Here is a 16,895-nt window from a genome sequence, read left to right as displayed (position 1 = left end):
CGCTCAGCAGATCGGGGCCTGGGAATGAAGTGGAACGATGTCTTGGCACCCGATCATTGTACCGCGCCGAAGATTGGTAGCGCCGGGCCATGCCCGGCGGATCAACGGCGTGTCAACCAAGGTTGACACCTACCGAAGCAGATCAAGAGCGTGCCCACCAACGGTTGGCACCCACCAAGGCACGGACTGAATCAATTGCCGATGACGTCGGTACCCTTCGGCGGGGTGAAGCTGAAGGTGCCGGCGGCGAAGCCCGGGTTGCGCTTCCAGCCACTGAAGGTGATGACGGTGCGCTGGCCGACGGCATCGGTGATTTCCATCTTCGCCAGGCCCTGCGCGTTGAAGCCCAGGGCGGCGTACTGGAAGCTGGCTTCGGTATCGCGCTTCGGCGACAGCGACAGCCACTGCAGGCCGTCACGCTTGCCGGCTTCCTCGCTCAGGTCGTACTGCTGTTCCAGCAGCGCCGGGTTGATCAGCGCGGTGAGCGGGCTGTTCTGCTCTTCCTTGCCCTGCTCGCGCACGGTGGCCTGTTCCAGGTCCGGCTCGTACATCCAGACCTTCTTGCCGTCGGCCACGATCAGCTGTTCGTGCGGGCGCACGTATTCCCAGCGGAACAGGCGCGGCGCCGACAGGGCCACGCGGCCGCTGGTAGATTCCTTGACCTTGCCGCGGCTGTCGAACACCTGCTGGCTGAACTGACCATCAAGGCCCTTCAGGCCACTGGTGAAGGTCTTCAGGTCATCGCGGGCGCCAGCCCAGGCGCTGCCGGCAGCGGCGCAGGCCACGGCCAGGGTGGTGGTGGCGAGGAAAGGACGGAAGCGGATGTTCATGCAGGAATCCTGTGGGCGCATGCGCCAGGAAAGTTAGGAGCCAGTGTGCCCGGGCAAAGATGAATGGGCGATCAGGGCGACATTATGCCGCCCCGCACGTGCATCGGCGATTCAGCCAGACGCGCCCGGCAATCTGCCGTACAGCACCTGCCCGCGGAAGCCGCGCCGCACTTCGCGGTACAGCGCCCGGAACGCCGGGTAATCCTGCGGCTGGCACAGGGCATCGGCGCCGCGCACGGCGTTCTGCTGCAGGCGGTGGTGGACGATCACCTCCTGCCCTTCCCGCGCCCAGTCCACCCGGTAGTCACCGGCGGCATTGCTGAAATGCTGGCTCTGCGGGATGGCGATGATCGGCACGCTGCCCGGGAACTGCAGGCGGTAGGTCTCTTCACGCAGGCTGGCATTGCAGTAGAACGGGGTTTCATTGGCAGGCGCCGACGCCGTGGCGTACAGGCCACGCACCGATTCGCCGCCCGGCGGGTCCGGCACGGCCATGCCGCCGGCCACGCTGAAGTCCACGTAGTCCTCGGCCTGGAAGGCCATCCGGTAGCCGAACGGATGGATCAGGTCGACCGGCACGCCCTGCAGCTGCAACTGGCCGCGCCCATCGAAGCCGGAGGCGGCCATGATCGACTCCTCGGCACGCGCGCGGTTCTGCGCATTTAGCTGGGCGAACTGCGCACGCATGCCGATCTCGGCGTTGTCGCTCAGCTGCGGCACGGTCTCGCCACGCAGGTTGCCCTGCGCATCGAAGGTGAAGCGCACGTCCATCGCCGTCGCGTTGCGCTGCGGATCGTTGGCCGGGGTACGCGCCAACGTCGCGTCACGGGTGCGCAGCACCGGCGCACTGAGGTCGCCGTCGGGCAGCTGGCCGAAGCGCGCCCAAGCGCTGGTCGAATCCAGGTAGAGATCGAACTCGGGCACGTAGGTGATGGCGTGGTTGAAGCGCCCCAGCACCGGAATCTTCGGCAGCGTCGGGCCACCGCCCGCACCGATCAGCACCGGGGAGCTGGCAATGCCCTTCGCCGCCAGCAGCGCTTCCAGGATCACCACATGGTCCTTGCAGTCGCCATAGTGGTTGTCGAGGATGCTCTGCGCGCTGTTCGGCTCCAGCCCACCATTGCCCAGGTACACGGCCACGTAGCGGATGTTCTGCGCCACCCAGCGGTACAGCGCATCGGCCTGCGCCTTGCGGTCGCTGATGTCGGCAGTCACTTCATCGGCCAGCGCCTGGATCTGCGGCGTCACCTGGGCAGCTTCGCCGGCCTTGACCTGGTATGCATGCCCGACCTGGGCCCAGTCACGGAACGTGCTGGCCATGATGTTCGGGCCGAACTCCCACACCGCCGCCGACCAGTTCTGCGCCTGCATCGGGTCGCGGCGCTGGTAGCGCCAGCGCCACTGCGCCTGGCCGCTCGTCACCGTCGGCGTGTCACTGCCCTGCACGCCACGGCTGTCCACATACATGGGCAAGCTTGCAGGCGCACTCAGGGTCACCTCGGCATCGTCGTACTGGGTGAACACATTGAAGGTCTCCCACAGGCCGAAATAGCCAGGGAAATACGGGGTCTGCTGGGTGCGGCGCACCTGGTAGACCAAGCGCGTGCCCGGGGCCAGGTTCGGGAACACGATCACCCGCACCTTGCGGTCGGCGTACATCGCCGCCGCCGCGCTGGAATAGCTTTCCTGGGTGTAGATGCGATCGGCCGGCACATCACGGCGCTGGCCATCGGCGGTCAGCGTGTAAGCGCTGACGACATCCAGGGTTTCCATCTTCTCGCTGTAGCTCAGCCGCACTTGGCTGAACTGCTCCACTGCCGCCTTGGTCTTCAGCAGGATCTCGTACGTTTCGGTCTGCACGTTGCCGGCATCCGGCCGCACCACGTAATCGGCGCGGTAACGGACGAAGCTGAAGTTGTTGCTGGCCTCGGCATCGCTGCCCACCGACGGCGGTGCCGGGGTCGGTGCCGAAGCAGCCACCCCGGCCAGGGCCGGGCTGGCAACAAGCAGGCAAGCCAGCGCCAGCGCGCAGGGAGCGGGTCGGAACATGCGTCGGATCCTTGGACGTCGTAGGCGCGGCGGGACTTACTTCGGCGGTGGCGGTGCCAGCACCGTACGGTCGCCATTGTGTTCGGGAGCACTGACCACGCCGGCCGCTTCCATGGCCTCGATCAGTCGTGCCGCACGGTTGTAGCCGATCTTCAGGCGGCGCTGCACGCCGGAAATGGACGCGCGACGGGTCTCGGTGACCACTCGCAGCGCCTCGTCGTACAGCGGGTCGGACTCGTCGCCGGCCGCACTGGTTTCCGGCAGGCCGGTCGCACCGACCACCACGCCATCGCCCATCGTCTGCACTTCGTCCAGCACGCCGTCGACATAGTCGGCCGGGCCCATCGCCTTCAGGTGTTCGACCACGCGATGCACTTCATCGTCGGAGACGAAGGCGCCGTGCACGCGCTCGGGCATGGCGGTGCCGGGCGGCAGGTACAGCATGTCGCCGTGGCCCAGCAGGGTTTCCGCGCCGGACTGGTCGAGGATGGTGCGCGAATCGATCTTCGAGCTGACCTGAAACGCGATGCGGGTCGGGATGTTAGCCTTGATCAGGCCGGTGATGACGTCCACCGACGGGCGCTGGGTCGCCAGGATCAGGTGGATGCCGGCCGCACGCGCCTTCTGTGCCAGGCGCGCGATCAGCTCTTCCACCTTCTTGCCGACGATCATCATCATGTCGGCGAATTCGTCGATGAAGATGACGATGAACGGCAGCGTCTCCAGCGGGCGCGGGGCTTCGCCCAGCTCCGGGTTCGGCTTGAACAGCGGATCCATCAGCGGCTGGCCTGCGTCCTGGGCGTCCTTCACCTTCTTGTTGAAGCCGGCGAGGTTGCGCACGCCCACTGCGCTCATCAGCTTGTAGCGGCGCTCCATCTCGGCCACGCACCAGCGCAGGCCGTTGGCGGCCTCCTTCATGTCGGTGACCACCGGCGCCAGCAGGTGCGGGATGCCCTGATAGACGCTCAGTTCGAGCATCTTCGGGTCGATCATCAGCATGCGCAGATCTTTCGGCGAGGCCTTGAACAGCAGGCTGAGCACCATGGCGTTGACCGCCACCGACTTGCCCGAACCGGTGGTACCGGCCACCAGCAGGTGTGGCATGCGGGCCAGGTCGGCCACGGTGGAGCGGCCAGCGATGTCCTTGCCCAGCGCCAAGGTCAGCACGCTGGCCGACTTGTCGTACTCCTTCGAACGCAGCAGTTCGGAGAGGTAGATCATCTCGCGGGTGACGTTGGGGATTTCCAGGCCGATCACCGACTTGCCAGGAATGACGTCGACCACACGCACCGACTTCACCGACAGGCCGCGGGCGATGTCCTTGTCCAGCGAGCTGATCTGGCTGACCTTGATGCCCGGCGCCGGCTCGATCTCGAAACGGGTGATGACCGGGCCGGGGTTGGCACCGACCACCTGCGCGTCGATGCGGAAGTCCTTGAGCTTGAACTCGATCTGCCGCGACAGCGCGTCCAGGGTGTCCTTGTCGTAACCCACCGGCTGCGGCTTGGGATCATCCAGCAGGGCCAGCGGCGGCAGGTCCGAGCCGTCGCCGTTGACGCCACGGAACATCGGGATCTGCGTGTCGCGCTTGGCCCGATCGCTCTTCTCGATCACCGGTTCCGGCCGCGGCTCGATCTTCACCGGCTCGCGCTTGGCGCGCACTTCGGCATCGGCCTTGCGCACTTCCTGGCGCTCCTCGCGCATGGCGCGGGTCTGCTGCCATTCGGTGGCCTGTTCCTTCTTGCGCTCCAGCAGCGGCGCCAGTGACATCACGCCACGGCCGATCTTTTCCATCACCGCAAACCACGACAGGCCGGTGGCCAGGGTGATCGAGGCCAGCAGCAGGACCAGCACGAACAGGTTCGCGCCCAGCGCGCCGAAGCCGACGGTGAGTGAGTTGCCGACCAGTTTGCCGAGGATGCCGCCCGCGCTGGACACGTCACCACTGAACAGGCGCACGTGCAGGAAGCCGGTGCCGGCAATGAGGAAGCCGACCAGTCCGACCAGGCGCAGGGCCGGATCGAGATCGTTCTCGCCCTTGCTCTCGCGCTTCAGGCCGAACATGGCGATCCACGCCAGCGCGCCGAGCACGACCGGCAGCAGGAAGGCGATGTAGCCGAACAGCTGCAGCAGTACGTCGGCGATCCACGCACCGGCGCGGCCACCCATGTTGTGCACGGGCGCGACCACGCTGCCGGTGTGCGACCAGCCCGGATCACTGGCTGAATAGGTGAACAGGCTGGCGGCCAGATACAGCAGCGCCGGCGCGATGGCGATCAGGCCCAGGTCGCGCCACAGGCGCTGACGACGGGGATTGTCGGTTGTGGCCGCTGCCGCCGAGCGACGCGACGTCTTTTTGTCGTCGGACTTGGAGCGTTCGGGCACCTGCTTCGCCACCTTAGACCATACCTTTGGAATGCGCTGTTAGTGTTTGATAATAAACGACACGGCGTCAGTTTTCAGTCACGGGTGGCATCCAGGCGCCGACAGGCGCCAAAACCACCCGTGGGTAACGGCGTTCTGTTCATCGGCTTGAATCACCCCGCCCCAGCCGCCACTCTATGACCTGCCGAGGATGCTGCGCAAACATCGCCAGCGCCTTGTCCCATCTACCTTTTCGCGAGTTTACATGAGCACCAGCCTGCCCTCCCGCCACCAGCGCCTCGTCATCCTCGGTTCCGGCCCGGCCGGTTGGACCGCCGCCGTCTACGCAGCCCGCGCCAACCTGAAGCCGGTCGTCATCACCGGCCTGCAGCAGGGCGGCCAGCTGATGACCACCACCGAGGTGGACAACTGGCCAGGTGACGCCCACGGCCTGATGGGCCCGGACCTGATGGCGCGCATGCAGGCCCACGCCGAGCGCTTCGAGACCGAGGTCATCTTCGACCACATCCATACGGCCGACCTGTCCCAGCGTCCGTTCAAGCTGATCGGCGACAGCCACGAGTACACCTGCGACGCCCTGATCATCTCCACCGGCGCCACCGCCAAGTACCTGGGCATCCCGACCGAAGAGACCTTCAAGGGCCGCGGCGTCTCCGCCTGCGCCACCTGCGACGGCTTCTTCTACCGCGACCAGGACGTGGTCGTGGTCGGCGGCGGCAACACCGCTGTCGAAGAAGCCCTGTACCTGTCCAACATCGCCCGCAAGGTCTACCTGGTCCACCGCCGCGACACCCTGAAGGCGGAAAAGATCATGCAGGACAAGCTGTTCGCCAAGGTCGCTGCCGGCAAGATCGAGACCGTCTGGCACCACCAGGTGGAAGAAGTGCTGGGCAACGACGCCGGCGTGACCGGTGTCCGCGTGAAGTCGACCCAGGACGGCAGCACCCGCGACATCGAGGCTCACGGCTTCTTCGTGGCCATCGGCCACCACCCGAACACCCAGCTGTTCGACGGCCAGCTGGCCATGAACAACGGCTACCTGGAAATCCGCTCGGGCCTGGGCGGCAACGCCACCCAGACCTCGGTGGAAGGCGTGTTCGCCGCCGGCGACGTGGCCGACCAGCACTACCGCCAGGCGATCACCTCGGCCGGTTTCGGCTGCATGGCCGCACTGGACGCCGAGCGTTACCTGGATGCACAAGGCAAGGCCAGCTGAAACATCTGCAGAGTCGAGCCACGCTCGACTTGGAAAAACGGGCGCGAAAGCGCCCGTTTCTTGTGCGTTCAGGCCCGGACACAGGGCTGGGTGAATTCCACCGGTGCTGCAGCGACGCCTTCCGCATCACGCAGCAGGACTTTCCAGCGGACCGTGCCTGGCCGTGTAGAGAAGCAGCTGCCGCCAAACGTCACGGGCGCGCTCGGATCTTCAAGCGTGAGCTTCAATGGCGTGCAGAACCCAGGCCGGTCGCAATCTGCCACCGCAACTTCAAGCGCGAGAGGAAATTGCGGATTGCCCGCGAATGTCACGTTCACATCCCGCGCTGTCTGCAGCGGGACCTGGATATCAGGAAGTGGCTGCAGGACGAACGGCTGGCAGGTTTTTCCTGCGGCCCAGAGTCGATAGCCCTTCTCGACGCCTTTCATTGACGCGGATCGGAAAACAGGGTCCTGTAGAGCCGCAACATCCTCGGGATTGGAGTGATACGCCGTCTCTACGATGACGGAAGGCATCTTGCCGATGCGATTCTCGCCGTGGTTTCCCGCAATCGCCGTCTCGCGAACAGGAAACTGTTCGTACCCTGGTTGAGCACGGATGATTTCACGCATTCCACAGAGAATACTCTCCCCCAGCGCCTTGTCCTGCGGCTTGAGGCGGTGGTAGTAGACTTCCGCCCCTCGAACGGCAGGGTCGTCACTACCGTTGGTGTGAAGGCTGAGCATCACGTCAACTCCGAGATGATTGGCGTAGTTGGGACGAGCACGAATATCCTCCTTCACCTCGCGATCGCTGTCAGTGCTGTTGGGGAACTCATTCCACATATCAGCCCGCTCAGGGAAGAGCGATTTCAAGTGGTAGCGAGCGGACATTTGCTCCCACGGATGCATGGACTCTGGATGAGGGTCAGTTGCGCGACTTCGAGCGCGATACACGACCAGACCACTTCGTTGCTCCAGCAGCTCCTGGAGCGCGTCACCATAGGCCGGGCTCAAGGTATCTTCCTGCAGGCCGAGAGGAGACGGCAGCTGGAATTCCCACTCCCCGCCAGGATGCAGGGCGATTTATCCATGACTCGAGGAGACCAAGTCCTTGCTGTGCGCCGAGCGAGATGCATGTGGTTGCCGCTGGGGATGATCATCGGGGAAGTGCTGCTCCATTGGTTTTCCCTGGAAAAAGAACTCCACATCCAGAACCTCCATTCCAGATCGCTCCGAGAAGCGCCGCAGATCTGCGGCCAGCGGCATCAGAAACAACTCGCCGTAGCTGTCTTCTTTGCCCGGGAGGTACCCTGGCCCGAAGTTGACCACCATCCTGCGCTTTTGCGGCTCAACGACTATCTCAACAGTCACCTGACGCAGCTTGCCTCGTTGCTGCAGATGACGCGTCAACCGCACCCCCACTTCCTGCTGGAGCATTGCCACCAGCTCGGCATAGATGCCCGCATCTTCAACAGAGGGCCGATTTTCTGATGCGGAAGCGTACGCATGAGGCGCGACCACACAGCCACATGCAAGCGCCATCGCGGTGAGACTCAATCCTTTCATTGCCATTTTCCATTTGGTGGGATGCGCCGCTCGCGCGGCGCCCACCCACACTGCCCATGACGGTGCGGCAGCGCTCCGACCACTCGCGCACAACCAGAGAATTCAAACTTTCCTCATCCTTCACCAAGACAAACCAACCCGATTCCGCCAACCCCGTTCGCACCCGACCTGCCCTATCCTTTCCCTCATGCCTTCCGCCCGCTTCCTCGACTCCCTACAGGCCATTCCAGCCACCGACTGGGACGCCCTGCACGACGGCCGCAACCCTTTCGTCAGCCACGCCTTCCTGTCCGGACTGGAAGCCCACGGCTGCCTGCGCGACGACTGGGGCTGGCAGCCGCAGCACTTCACGCTGTGGGAGGGCGACAGCCTGATCGGCGCCATCCCCGGCTACCTGAAGACCAACTCCCACGGCGAGTTCGTGTTCGACCATGCATGGGCCAATGCCTATGCGAGGCATGGTCGCGACTACTACCCGAAGTGGCTGGGGGCGGTGCCGTATTCGCCCGTGACCGGGCCGCGCCTGCTGACCCGTCACGATTCAGATCGACCCGCCCTGCTTTCAGCGCTTCGCGAGCAGCTGTCCGGGCTCGATGTGTCCTCGGCGCACATCAATTTCCATACGCCCAGCGACGACGAGGCCTTCGGCAACGACTGGCTGCTGCGCGAGGACGTCCAGTTCCAATGGCAGAACCCGGGCGACTGGACGACGTTCGAGCAGTTCCTCGCCGCGATGGACCACAAGCGTCGCAAGAACATCCGCCAGGAGCGGGCAAAGGTCGCCCGCCAGGGCATCAGTTTCCGGGTGGTGCATGGCGATGACGCCAGCCGCGCCGACCTGAAGGCGATGTACAGCTTTTACCTGCAGACCTTCCTCGAATACGGCAACGCGCCGGCGCTGACCGAGGCGTTCCTGCGCCACCTGGCGATTTCGCTGGGCCGCGGGCTCGTGCTGTTCCTGGCCGAGCACGAGGGCGAGCCGATTGCCGGTGCGCTGTGCCTGCGTGGCGGCGACACCCTGTACGGCCGCTACTGGGGCGGCGCCTCCCTGCCCGGCCTGCACTTCGAGGCCTGTTACTACCAGGGCATCGAGTACTGCCTGCGCGAGGGGCTGGCGCGTTTCGAACCCGGCGCACAGGGAGAACACAAACTGGCGCGCGGGTTCCTGCCGACACTGGTACGCAGCCGGCATTGGGTGGCCGATGCGGATTTTGCCGAAGCGCTGCAGGAGTGGTGCCGGCAGGAACGGCGCGACGTGCGTCGGTACCGCCAGGAGTTGATGGGGCACAGCCCGTTCCGAGCGGACGGATGACGCGCCAACCGAGGCACTCGCGCGGGGCCGCGACGAATACAATGCCCGCATGACCCGCCCGCTGCCCTGGCGCCTGGCCGATGCGCCGGATTCGCCCTTTCCGCCAGCCGAAACCGCGCTGCGCAAACCCGACGGGCTGCTGGCGGTAGGGGGTGACCTGCATCCTTTGCGCCTGCTCAACGCTTACGCGGGCGGCATCTTCCCGTGGTTCAGCGAGGGCGAGCCGATCCTGTGGTGGTCGCCCGATCCGCGCATGGTCTTCCACACCGACGGAGTGCACCTATCCAGCCGATTCCGCCGCCAGTTGCGCGCCAGCACCTGGGAGGTCACCGCCGATACCGCCTTCAACCGGGTGATGCGGGCCTGCGCTGCCGCACCCCGCCCGGGCCAGGACGGCACCTGGATCAGTCCGGAGATGGTGGACGCCTACAGCCACCTGCACGATCTCGGCTTCGCCCACTCGTTCGAGGTCTGGGACCGCCAGACCCTGGTGGGCGGCATCTACGGAGTGGCCATCGGCACGATGTTCTTCGGCGAAAGCATGTTCAGCGGCGCCAGCGGCGGCTCCAAGATCGCGCTGGCAGCGCTGGCCGCTACCCTGCATCGCTGGGACTGGCGCCTGATCGATGCCCAGGTGGAAAACCCGCACCTGCTGCGGATGGGGGCGGTTCACCTGCCGCGCGCGGATTTCTTGCAGCATGTCCGCCAGGCGGCTCGCGAAGAAGGCCGTGAAGGCCCCTGGACCCAGGCGATCGGACGCCTGCCGGCCCGGGATCTGGCGGGGAATTAACCAGATCTTTGCAAGCTGGACGAAGGGCGCGTAAAATACTGCGCCTTAGGCCCAGCGTGGCCGTTTTCTGAACCGCACAGGACTACATGTCGAAAGACGATTCCATCGAGTTCGAGGGCACCGTCAGCGAGACGCTGCCGAACACCACTTTCCGCGTTCGTCTGGAAAATGGGCACGAAATCATTGCCCACATCTCCGGCCGCATGCGCAAGAACTACATCCGCATCCTCACCGGTGACCGGGTCAAGGTTGAAATGACCCCGTACGACCTGACCAAGGGTCGTATCACCTACCGCATGAAGTAAGCGGTCGGCGCTCTGCGCCATCCTGACAAGGCCAGCCTCGCTTGCTGGCCTTTTGTCATGCCTGGAATCAGGCCCTGCCGGAGGTCACCCTGACCGAATGCACCATGGCATCGGTCAGGCCGCCTTGAGGCAGATTCGCATTCGCATCGGTGGCGGCAAGGTGGTGCCCGATCCAGTCCGGATCGCCATCCCCTGCCCCACCATGAACATGCACTCCCTGCCCGTCCTGTTCGCCGCGCTGGCGCTGTCTGCCGGCACCCTCCTGGCGACGCCCGCCCATGCCGCGGATGCATTGCCGGCCGCCACCGATGCCTGCATCCAGCTGGACACTGACCTGCAGCTGGTGCGCGCCGGTGCATCACGCAACATCCTGCTGCGCAATGGCCAGGACCATTACGTCGTGCACTTCAAGGATGACTGCAGCAAGGCCGGCTACTCGCGCAAGCTGACGTTCGTGACCGATGGCGAGCAGGGCCAGGTCTGCGGCGCCGGGCGTACCGAACTGCGCACCGATGGCGGCAACTGCGCCATTGCCAGTGTCGAGCCGATCGATGCGGCGGCCTTCAAGCAGAAGGCGCGCCAACGCACCCGCTGACGGCGGATACAGCAAGGGCGGCCGAAGCCGCCCCTGCCCCGCAACACCCATCAAATCGCGCCCTTACTCCACCGTTGCCGGCAGCAGGCGCTCCGGTTCGGCGTGGGTCTCGACCACCAGCTCGTCGTCGCGCACGTCGATGCTGACACGACCACCATCGACCAGCTTGCCGAACAGCAGTTCGTCGGCCAGCGGACGCTTGATCTTGTCCTGGATCATGCGCGCCATCGGGCGGGCACCCATCAGCGGGTCGAAGCCGTGGTGGGCCAGCCAGTCGCGTGCGGTCGGGGTCGCCGACAGGCTGACGTGCTTTTCCTGCAGCAGCATTTCCAGCTCGATCAGGAACTTGTCGACCACCCGCAGGATGTGCTCGAAGCCCAGCGGCTGGAACTGCACAACCGCGTCGAGGCGGTTGCGGAATTCCGGCGTGAAGCTGCGGCGGATGGTCTCCATCGCGTCGGTGGCATGGTCCTGCTTGGTGAAGCCGATCGAACGCCGCGAGGCCTGGGCCGCGCCGGCATTGGTGGTCATCACCAGCACCACGTTCTTGAAGTTGGCTTCGCGGCCGTTGGTATCGGTCAGCACGCCACGGTCCATCACCTGCAACAGGATGTTGAAGATGTCCGGGTGCGCCTTCTCGATCTCATCCAGCAGCAGCACGCAGTGCGGCGTCTTGACGATCTTCTCGGTCAGCAGGCCGCCCTGGTCGAAGCCGACATAGCCCGGGGGCGCACCGATCAGACGGCTGATCGAATGCGCTTCCATGTATTCGGACATGTCGAATCGGACCAGCTCGATGCCCAGCTGCAGCGCCAGCTGCTTGGTCACCTCGGTCTTGCCCACGCCGGTGGGGCCGGCAAACAGGAAGTTGCCGATCGGCTTGTCCGGATTGCCCAGGCCCGAGCGGGCCAGCTTGATGGCCGAAGCCAGGGTGCCAATGGCTGGATCCTGCCCGAAGATCACCATCTTCAGGTTGCGCTCCAGGTGCTGCAGCACATCCTTGTCGCTGGCAGTGACCTGCTTGGCCGGGATGCGGGCCATCTTGGCGATGATCGCTTCGACTTCCTCGATGTCGATCAGCTCCTTGCGCTCACCTTCAGGCAGCAGGCGCTGGCGGGCGCCGGCCTCATCGATGACGTCAATGGCCTTGTCGGGCAGCAGGCGGTCGGCGATGTGCTTCACCGACAGGTCCACCGCAGCCTGCAGCGCCTCGTCCGAATAGGTCACGCCGTGGTGGGCCTCGTACTTGCTCTTCAGGCCCTGCAGGATCTCGTAGGTTTCACCCACGGTCGGCTCGACGATGTCGATCTTCTGGAAGCGCCGCGCCAGGGCACGGTCCTTCTCGAAGATGCCCCGGTATTCCTGGAAGGTGGTCGAGCCGATGCAGCGCAGCTCGCCCGAGGCCAGGGCCGGCTTGATCAGGTTGGAGGCGTCCATGGTGCCGCCCGACGCCGAACCGGCACCGATGATGGTGTGGATCTCGTCGATGAACAGCACCGCGTTGGGCACCTTCTTCAGCGCGGTCAGCACGCCCTTCAGGCGCTTCTCGAAATCGCCGCGGTACTTGGTACCGGCCACCAGCGCGCCCAGGTCGAGCGAATAGATCACAGCATCGGCCAGCACGTCCGGTACGGAGCCTTCGACGATGCGGCGGGCCAGGCCCTCGGCGATGGCGGTCTTGCCCACGCCGGCCTCGCCTACGTACAGCGGATTGTTCTTGCGACGGCGGCACAGGACCTGGATGGTGCGCTCGATCTCGTCGGCGCGCCCAACCAGCGGGTCGATGCGACCGGCCCGGGCCTGTTCGTTGAGGTTGCTGGCGAATTCGGTCAGGGCATCACCCTTGGGCTCACCGTCCCCACCCTCCATTCGAGCCTCGCCCTCAGGGGAAGAGGGCTGCTCGCCCTCCTCACCCAGCTTGGCGATACCATGGGACAGGTAATTGACCACGTCCAGCCGGGTGACATCCTGCTGGTTGAGGTAATAGACGGCGTGGGAGTCCTTTTCGCCGAAGATGGCGACCAGCACGTTGGCGCCGGTGACCTCCTTCTTGCCCGAGGACTGCACGTGGTACACGGCCCGCTGCAGCACGCGCTGGAAGCCCAGGGTCGGCTGGGTGTCGCGGCCGTCGTCTTCGGCCAGGCGGGACACGGAGGCCTCGATGGCCTGCTCCAGCTCCTGGCGCAGGCGTTCGGCGTCGGCGCCGCAGGCCTTGAGAACGGCCTGGGCGGACGGATTGTCGAGCAGTGCCAGCAGCAGGTGTTCGACCGTCATGAATTCATGCCGGGCCTCACGGGCACGCTTGTAGCACTGGCCGATGGTGTGTTCGAGGTCTTTGCTGAACATGGATTACTCCGGCGGCAGATGGGGACAATATGCGGCCTGACTACGCGATTTCCATCACCCTAGCGGATTGCTGCGTTCAGATGGCGTTAGCAGTGCGGATTGCTTGATCATCGTTCACGCCCGGGGAGCCCGCGGGAGCTTCGGCGAACCCTACCCGAGCCACCAGCGATTGCCACGTGATGACCCGCAACGCGCCACGCCCGGGATCTTTGCGGGCAAGGCAGGCGGATTGAACGTGAGCACGCAGACGGGGCCAGAGAACGGCCATGGCTGGAACAGTGCGGATTACCGGCGCTGCGCCGGGGTCAGGCCTTTTCCATCGTGCACAGCAGCGGATGCTGGTTCATGCGCGAGTACTCGTTGACCTGGGCGACCTTGGTCTCGGCCACTTCGCGGGTGAAGACCCCGCAGACGCCGCGGCCGCGGGTATGGACGTGCAGCATCACCTGCGTGGCCTTGTCCAGGTCCATGCTGAAGAACTGCTGCAGGACGTCCACCACGAAATCCATCGGGGTGTAGTCGTCGTTGAGGATCATGACCTGGTAGAACGGCGGCGGCGCCACTTCCGGGCGCGCGGGCTCCACGGCAATACCGTGATCGTGATGGGATTCGGGGGAAGACTCGCGAGGCATCTGGACATTATAGAGGGTGCGACGGTCCTGCGTCGGCACGCCGCAGAATGGACGGCACGCACGGCCGCCGTCACAATCAACGCCTGTCCCCCACGTTTCACAGGATTTTCATGAAAAGGACCCTTCTGCCTGCCCTGCTGTTCGCCCTGGCCGCCGTCGGCAGTGCCGGCGCCGCGACCGCCGCAGAGAGCAGCAAGGCCGACGCCGCCATCGCCCGCCACCTGGAGAAGCTCGGCTACACCTACGAGGTAGACGAGGACGGCGATTACCAGATGGTGTTCGACGTGGAAGGCGATCGCACCCAGATCGTCTACGTGCGTTCGGCCGTGGAGGACTTCGGCAGCCACAACATCCGTGAGATCTGGTCGCCGGGCTATGTGTCCAAGACCGCGCAGTTCCCCGAAGCCGTGGCCAACCGCATGCTGGAAGACTCCCAGGACGCCAAGATGGGCGGCTGGGTAAAGCAGGACAAGACCGCCATGTTCGTGGTGAAGATCGATGCCGATGCCACCACCGACCAGCTCAGCGACGCCATCGATGCGGCCATCCGTACCGCCGACGCGATGGAGCTGGAGCTGACCAAGAAGGACGACCTCTGAGTTGAACGCCGTGCAGGACCCGCGCTGGGCACCGCATGCCACCGTGGCCACCGTGGTGGTCGACGGCGGCCGCGTGCTGCTGGTGGAAGAAAACATCGAGGGGCGGCAGGTGCTGAACCAGCCCGCCGGCCACCTGGAGCCGGGCGAAAGCCTGGCCGCCGCCGCCCTGCGCGAGACGCGCGAGGAAACCGGCTGGACGGTGGAACTGACTGCCTTCATTGGCTGCTACCAGTGGACCGCGCCTGACGGCACGGCGTTCCTGCGCTTCTGCTACGCCGCCCGCCCGCTCTCGCACGACCCGGAGCAGCCGCTGGATACCGGCATCGACCGCGCCCTGTGGCTGGACCCGGCCGAGCTGCAGGCCGCCGGGCCGCGCCTGCGCAGCCCGCTGGTCTGGCAGGTGGTGGCCGACTACCTGGCCGGCCAGCGCCATCCGCTTTCCCTGGTCCAGGAGGTCGCATGAGCAGCCCACGGGTGATGGTCGGCGTGTCCGGCGGCGTGGATTCGTCCGTGGCCGCCTGGCGCCTGGTGCAGCAGGGCGAGGCCGTGGCCGGCCTGTTCATGCAGAACTGGGCCGACGATGGCAGCGGCGACTGCCGTGCCGAGGATGACCGCCGCGACGCGGTGGCCGTCTGCGGCCTGCTCGGCATCCCGTTCCACTTCCGCGATTTTTCCAGCGAGTACTGGCAGGGCGTGTTCGAGCACTTCCTGGCCGAGTACGCCGCCGGCCGCACGCCCAACCCGGACGTGCTGTGCAACCGCGAAGTGAAGTTCAAGCATTTCCTGGACGCTGCCCGCGAGCTGGGGGCCGAGCGCATCGCTACCGGCCACTACGCGCGGGTCGCCCAGCGCGGCCAGCAGTGGCTGCTGCTGCGCGGCGCAGACCGCTCCAAGGACCAGAGCTACTTCCTGCACCAGCTGGGGCAGGAACAACTGGCCGCCACCCTGTTCCCGATTGGCGACCTGGAAAAGAGCGACCTGCGCCGGATCGCCCGCGACGTCAGCCTGCCGACCCATGCCAAGAAGGATTCGACCGGCATCTGCTTCATCGGCGAGCGGGACTTCCGCGAGTTCCTCGGCCGCTACCTGCCGGCCAGGACCGGCCAGATCCTCGACCCGGCCGACGGCAGCGTCATCGCCGAGCACCCGGGCGTGTTCTATTTCACCCTGGGCCAGCGCGAGGGCCTGAACATCGGCGGCGTGCGCGGCCGCCCGGCGGCGCCGTGGTACGTGGTCGGCAAGGATGTGGCCAGCAACGTGCTGTACGTGGACCAGGACCGGGACAGCAAGTGGATGCTGTCCGACCGCCTGCGCTCGGAAACCGCGCACTGGATTGCCGGGGCCCCACCGGCCCGCCGCTTCGAGTGCACCGCCCAGACCCGCTACCGGCAGCCGGACGAGCCGTGTACGGTCGAGGTGCTGGACGACGGCAGCGTGCAGGTGACCTTCGCCCGCCCGCAGCGCGCCGTGACCCCTGGCCAGTCGCTGGTGCTGTATGACGGCGATGTCTGCCTGGGCGGCGCGGTGATCGCCGCCACCGATGCGCCGCTGGAACAGCGCCTGCGCACCACCCCTTCTCCTTTTGAGGTAATCGCTGCATGAGTTTCACTGTCGACGACCGCGTCCTGGCCCTGGCCGGCATTGCCCAGGCCCTGCAGCAGGTACGCCGTATCGCCGATACCGGCCATTCCGACGCCGCGGCGGTACGTACCGCGGTGGACAGCGTGTTCCGCATCGATGCCGCCTCCCCGCAGGAGGTCTTTGGAGACCGCCACGCGCTGAAATCCGGCCTGCGCCTGCTGCACAACTACTTCCGCAACCAGGGCCAGGACCCGATCCTGCCCAAGCTGGCCCTGTCGGTGCTGCAGCTGGAGCGGCGGTTCGTGCAGGACGGTGCCACCGTGAACAAGGTCGCCTCGGGCATCGAGCGTGCCCAGCGCCAGGCCGCCGAGCTGGGCGACAGCGGCCACCCGGACGTGCTGGCCAGCCTGGGCGGCCTTTATGCCGACACCATCAGCCACCTCAAGCCGCGCGTCATGGTGCAGGGCAACCCGCACTACCTGGGCCAGGCCGGGGTGGTGGCCGAGATCCGCGCGCTGCTGCTGGCCGCCGTGCGTGCGGCCGTGCTCTGGCGGCAGCTGGGCGGCAGCTACTGGGACTTCCTGCTCAGCCGCAAGGCGATGACCGAAGCCGTGGACCGGCAGCTGGCCTGAGGGGCCGGGGTCGGATTCCTTTCCGGCAAGGAAAGGGCTCTGACCCCTGACGCAGCAAGGCGTCGGAAATCCGGCG

16 protein-coding genes are annotated in these 16,895 nt (G+C 65.8%); 9 read left to right on the top strand and 7 right to left on the bottom strand.

Annotated features, from left to right (window positions below; genetic code table 11):
• Positions 1–191: 191 nt before the first annotated feature.
• The 3 genes from lolA to NQ204_RS01660 form a co-directional block, all read right to left on the bottom strand.
• Positions 192–830, bottom strand: a complete 639-nt coding sequence (gene lolA / locus NQ204_RS01670) for an outer membrane lipoprotein periplasmic chaperone LolA (protein WP_256642884.1) — start codon at positions 828–830, stop codon at positions 192–194.
• A 111-nt stretch (positions 831–941) separates the two neighbouring features.
• Entirely contained in the window at positions 942–2,879 is a 1,938-nt protein-coding gene (locus NQ204_RS01665) for a DUF3857 domain-containing protein (RefSeq protein ID WP_256642883.1), read from the bottom strand.
• 36 nt (positions 2,880–2,915) lie between these two features.
• A complete protein-coding gene (locus NQ204_RS01660) occupies positions 2,916–5,276 on the bottom strand; it encodes a DNA translocase FtsK (RefSeq protein ID WP_116863781.1) in 2,361 nt (786 codons plus the stop codon).
• A 232-nt stretch (positions 5,277–5,508) separates the two neighbouring features.
• Between NQ204_RS01660 and trxB the strand changes: the two genes are divergently transcribed.
• Complete coding sequence (gene trxB / locus NQ204_RS01655) at positions 5,509–6,480, top strand: thioredoxin-disulfide reductase (RefSeq protein ID WP_116863780.1); 972 nt, start codon at positions 5,509–5,511, stop codon at positions 6,478–6,480.
• Positions 6,481–6,548: 68 nt separating this feature from the next.
• Here the strand turns inward: trxB and NQ204_RS01650 are convergent, their stop codons facing one another.
• Both NQ204_RS01650 and NQ204_RS01645 read right to left on the bottom strand, forming a co-directional pair.
• Positions 6,549–7,475 (bottom strand): N-acetylmuramoyl-L-alanine amidase family protein, encoded by a 927-nt coding sequence (locus tag NQ204_RS01650; protein WP_256642882.1) that lies wholly within the window; start codon positions 7,473–7,475, stop codon positions 6,549–6,551.
• 69 nt (positions 7,476–7,544) lie between these two features.
• Positions 7,545–8,027, bottom strand: a complete 483-nt coding sequence (locus tag NQ204_RS01645) for a hypothetical protein (protein WP_256642881.1) — start codon at positions 8,025–8,027, stop codon at positions 7,545–7,547.
• 187 nt (positions 8,028–8,214) lie between these two features.
• On the opposite strand from NQ204_RS01645, the gene NQ204_RS01640 reads away from it, so the two are divergent.
• The 4 genes from NQ204_RS01640 to NQ204_RS01625 all read left to right on the top strand — a co-directional run bounded on the left by NQ204_RS01640 (position 8,215) and on the right by NQ204_RS01625 (position 11,029).
• Positions 8,215–9,339 carry a GNAT family N-acetyltransferase gene (locus NQ204_RS01640; RefSeq protein WP_256642880.1) on the top strand — a complete coding sequence of 375 codons (1,125 nt, stop codon included), beginning with the start codon at positions 8,215–8,217 and terminating at the stop codon, positions 9,337–9,339.
• A gap of 49 nt (positions 9,340–9,388) precedes the next feature.
• On the top strand, positions 9,389–10,129 hold the full coding sequence (gene aat / locus NQ204_RS01635; protein WP_256642879.1) for a leucyl/phenylalanyl-tRNA--protein transferase: 741 nt from the start codon (positions 9,389–9,391) through the stop codon (positions 10,127–10,129).
• Between the two features lie 86 nt (positions 10,130–10,215).
• Positions 10,216–10,434, top strand: coding sequence for a translation initiation factor IF-1 (gene infA / locus NQ204_RS01630; protein ID WP_005409596.1), 219 nt, complete (start codon positions 10,216–10,218; stop codon positions 10,432–10,434).
• Positions 10,435–10,636: 202 nt separating this feature from the next.
• The gene (locus tag NQ204_RS01625) at positions 10,637–11,029 is read left to right on the top strand and encodes a hypothetical protein (RefSeq protein WP_116863794.1); all 393 of its coding nucleotides are present in this window, start codon (positions 10,637–10,639) and stop codon (positions 11,027–11,029) included.
• A 63-nt stretch (positions 11,030–11,092) separates the two neighbouring features.
• On the opposite strand, the gene clpA is transcribed toward NQ204_RS01625, so the two are convergent.
• On the bottom strand, positions 11,093–13,375 hold the full coding sequence (clpA, locus tag NQ204_RS01620) for an ATP-dependent Clp protease ATP-binding subunit ClpA (protein ID WP_116863777.1): 2,283 nt from the start codon (positions 13,373–13,375) through the stop codon (positions 11,093–11,095).
• A 305-nt stretch (positions 13,376–13,680) separates the two neighbouring features.
• Positions 13,681–14,007, bottom strand: a complete 327-nt coding sequence (gene clpS / locus NQ204_RS01615) for an ATP-dependent Clp protease adapter ClpS (protein ID WP_079221861.1) — start codon at positions 14,005–14,007, stop codon at positions 13,681–13,683.
• A 110-nt stretch (positions 14,008–14,117) separates the two neighbouring features.
• Here clpS and NQ204_RS01610 point away from each other — a divergent pair, with 110 nt between their 5' ends.
• The 4 genes from NQ204_RS01610 to hflD are packed head-to-tail and all read left to right on the top strand — an operon-like array spanning position 14,118 to position 16,819.
• A complete protein-coding gene (locus NQ204_RS01610) occupies positions 14,118–14,606 on the top strand; it encodes a hypothetical protein (RefSeq protein WP_116863776.1) in 489 nt (162 codons plus the stop codon).
• A gap of 1 nt (position 14,607) precedes the next feature.
• Entirely contained in the window at positions 14,608–15,069 is a 462-nt protein-coding gene (locus tag NQ204_RS01605; RefSeq protein ID WP_256642878.1) for an NUDIX hydrolase, read from the top strand.
• Positions 15,066–16,208: a tRNA 2-thiouridine(34) synthase MnmA gene (gene mnmA / locus NQ204_RS01600; protein ID WP_116863774.1), complete on the top strand. Its 1,143-nt coding sequence runs from the start codon at positions 15,066–15,068 to the stop codon at positions 16,206–16,208. Before NQ204_RS01605 ends, mnmA begins: the two co-directional genes overlap by 4 nt.
• On the top strand, positions 16,205–16,819 hold the full coding sequence (gene hflD / locus NQ204_RS01595) for a high frequency lysogenization protein HflD (RefSeq protein WP_116863773.1): 615 nt from the start codon (positions 16,205–16,207) through the stop codon (positions 16,817–16,819). The genes mnmA and hflD overlap by 4 nt, the downstream gene beginning before the upstream one ends.
• The last annotated feature ends 76 nt before the right edge of the window (positions 16,820–16,895 follow it).

This window comes from Stenotrophomonas testudinis, assembly GCF_024499815.1.
In the GTDB taxonomy this organism is placed as follows: Bacteria; Pseudomonadota; Gammaproteobacteria; order Xanthomonadales; family Xanthomonadaceae; genus Stenotrophomonas.
This window is presented reverse-complemented; position numbering and strand designations above follow the sequence as displayed.

What these genes read in the sequence shown, in the direction of transcription:
- clpS (WP_079221861.1), bottom strand. Translation starts at nt 14,007, where the DNA reads ATGCCTCGCGAGTCTTCCCCCGAATCCCATCACGATCACGGTATTGCC.
- mnmA (WP_116863774.1), top strand. Translation starts at nt 15,066, where the DNA reads ATGAGCAGCCCACGGGTGATGGTCGGCGTGTCCGGCGGCGTGGATTCG.
- aat (WP_256642879.1), top strand. Translation starts at nt 9,389, where the DNA reads ATGACCCGCCCGCTGCCCTGGCGCCTGGCCGATGCGCCGGATTCGCCC.
- infA (WP_005409596.1), top strand. Translation starts at nt 10,216, where the DNA reads ATGTCGAAAGACGATTCCATCGAGTTCGAGGGCACCGTCAGCGAGACG.
- NQ204_RS01665 (WP_256642883.1), bottom strand. Translation starts at nt 2,879, where the DNA reads ATGTTCCGACCCGCTCCCTGCGCGCTGGCGCTGGCTTGCCTGCTTGTT.
- clpA (WP_116863777.1), bottom strand. Translation starts at nt 13,375, where the DNA reads ATGTTCAGCAAAGACCTCGAACACACCATCGGCCAGTGCTACAAGCGT.
- NQ204_RS01610 (WP_116863776.1), top strand. Translation starts at nt 14,118, where the DNA reads ATGAAAAGGACCCTTCTGCCTGCCCTGCTGTTCGCCCTGGCCGCCGTC.
- trxB (WP_116863780.1), top strand. Translation starts at nt 5,509, where the DNA reads ATGAGCACCAGCCTGCCCTCCCGCCACCAGCGCCTCGTCATCCTCGGT.
- lolA (WP_256642884.1), bottom strand. Translation starts at nt 830, where the DNA reads ATGAACATCCGCTTCCGTCCTTTCCTCGCCACCACCACCCTGGCCGTG.
- NQ204_RS01645 (WP_256642881.1), bottom strand. Translation starts at nt 8,027, where the DNA reads ATGAAAGGATTGAGTCTCACCGCGATGGCGCTTGCATGTGGCTGTGTG.
- NQ204_RS01640 (WP_256642880.1), top strand. Translation starts at nt 8,215, where the DNA reads ATGCCTTCCGCCCGCTTCCTCGACTCCCTACAGGCCATTCCAGCCACC.
- NQ204_RS01625 (WP_116863794.1), top strand. Translation starts at nt 10,637, where the DNA reads ATGAACATGCACTCCCTGCCCGTCCTGTTCGCCGCGCTGGCGCTGTCT.
- hflD (WP_116863773.1), top strand. Translation starts at nt 16,205, where the DNA reads ATGAGTTTCACTGTCGACGACCGCGTCCTGGCCCTGGCCGGCATTGCC.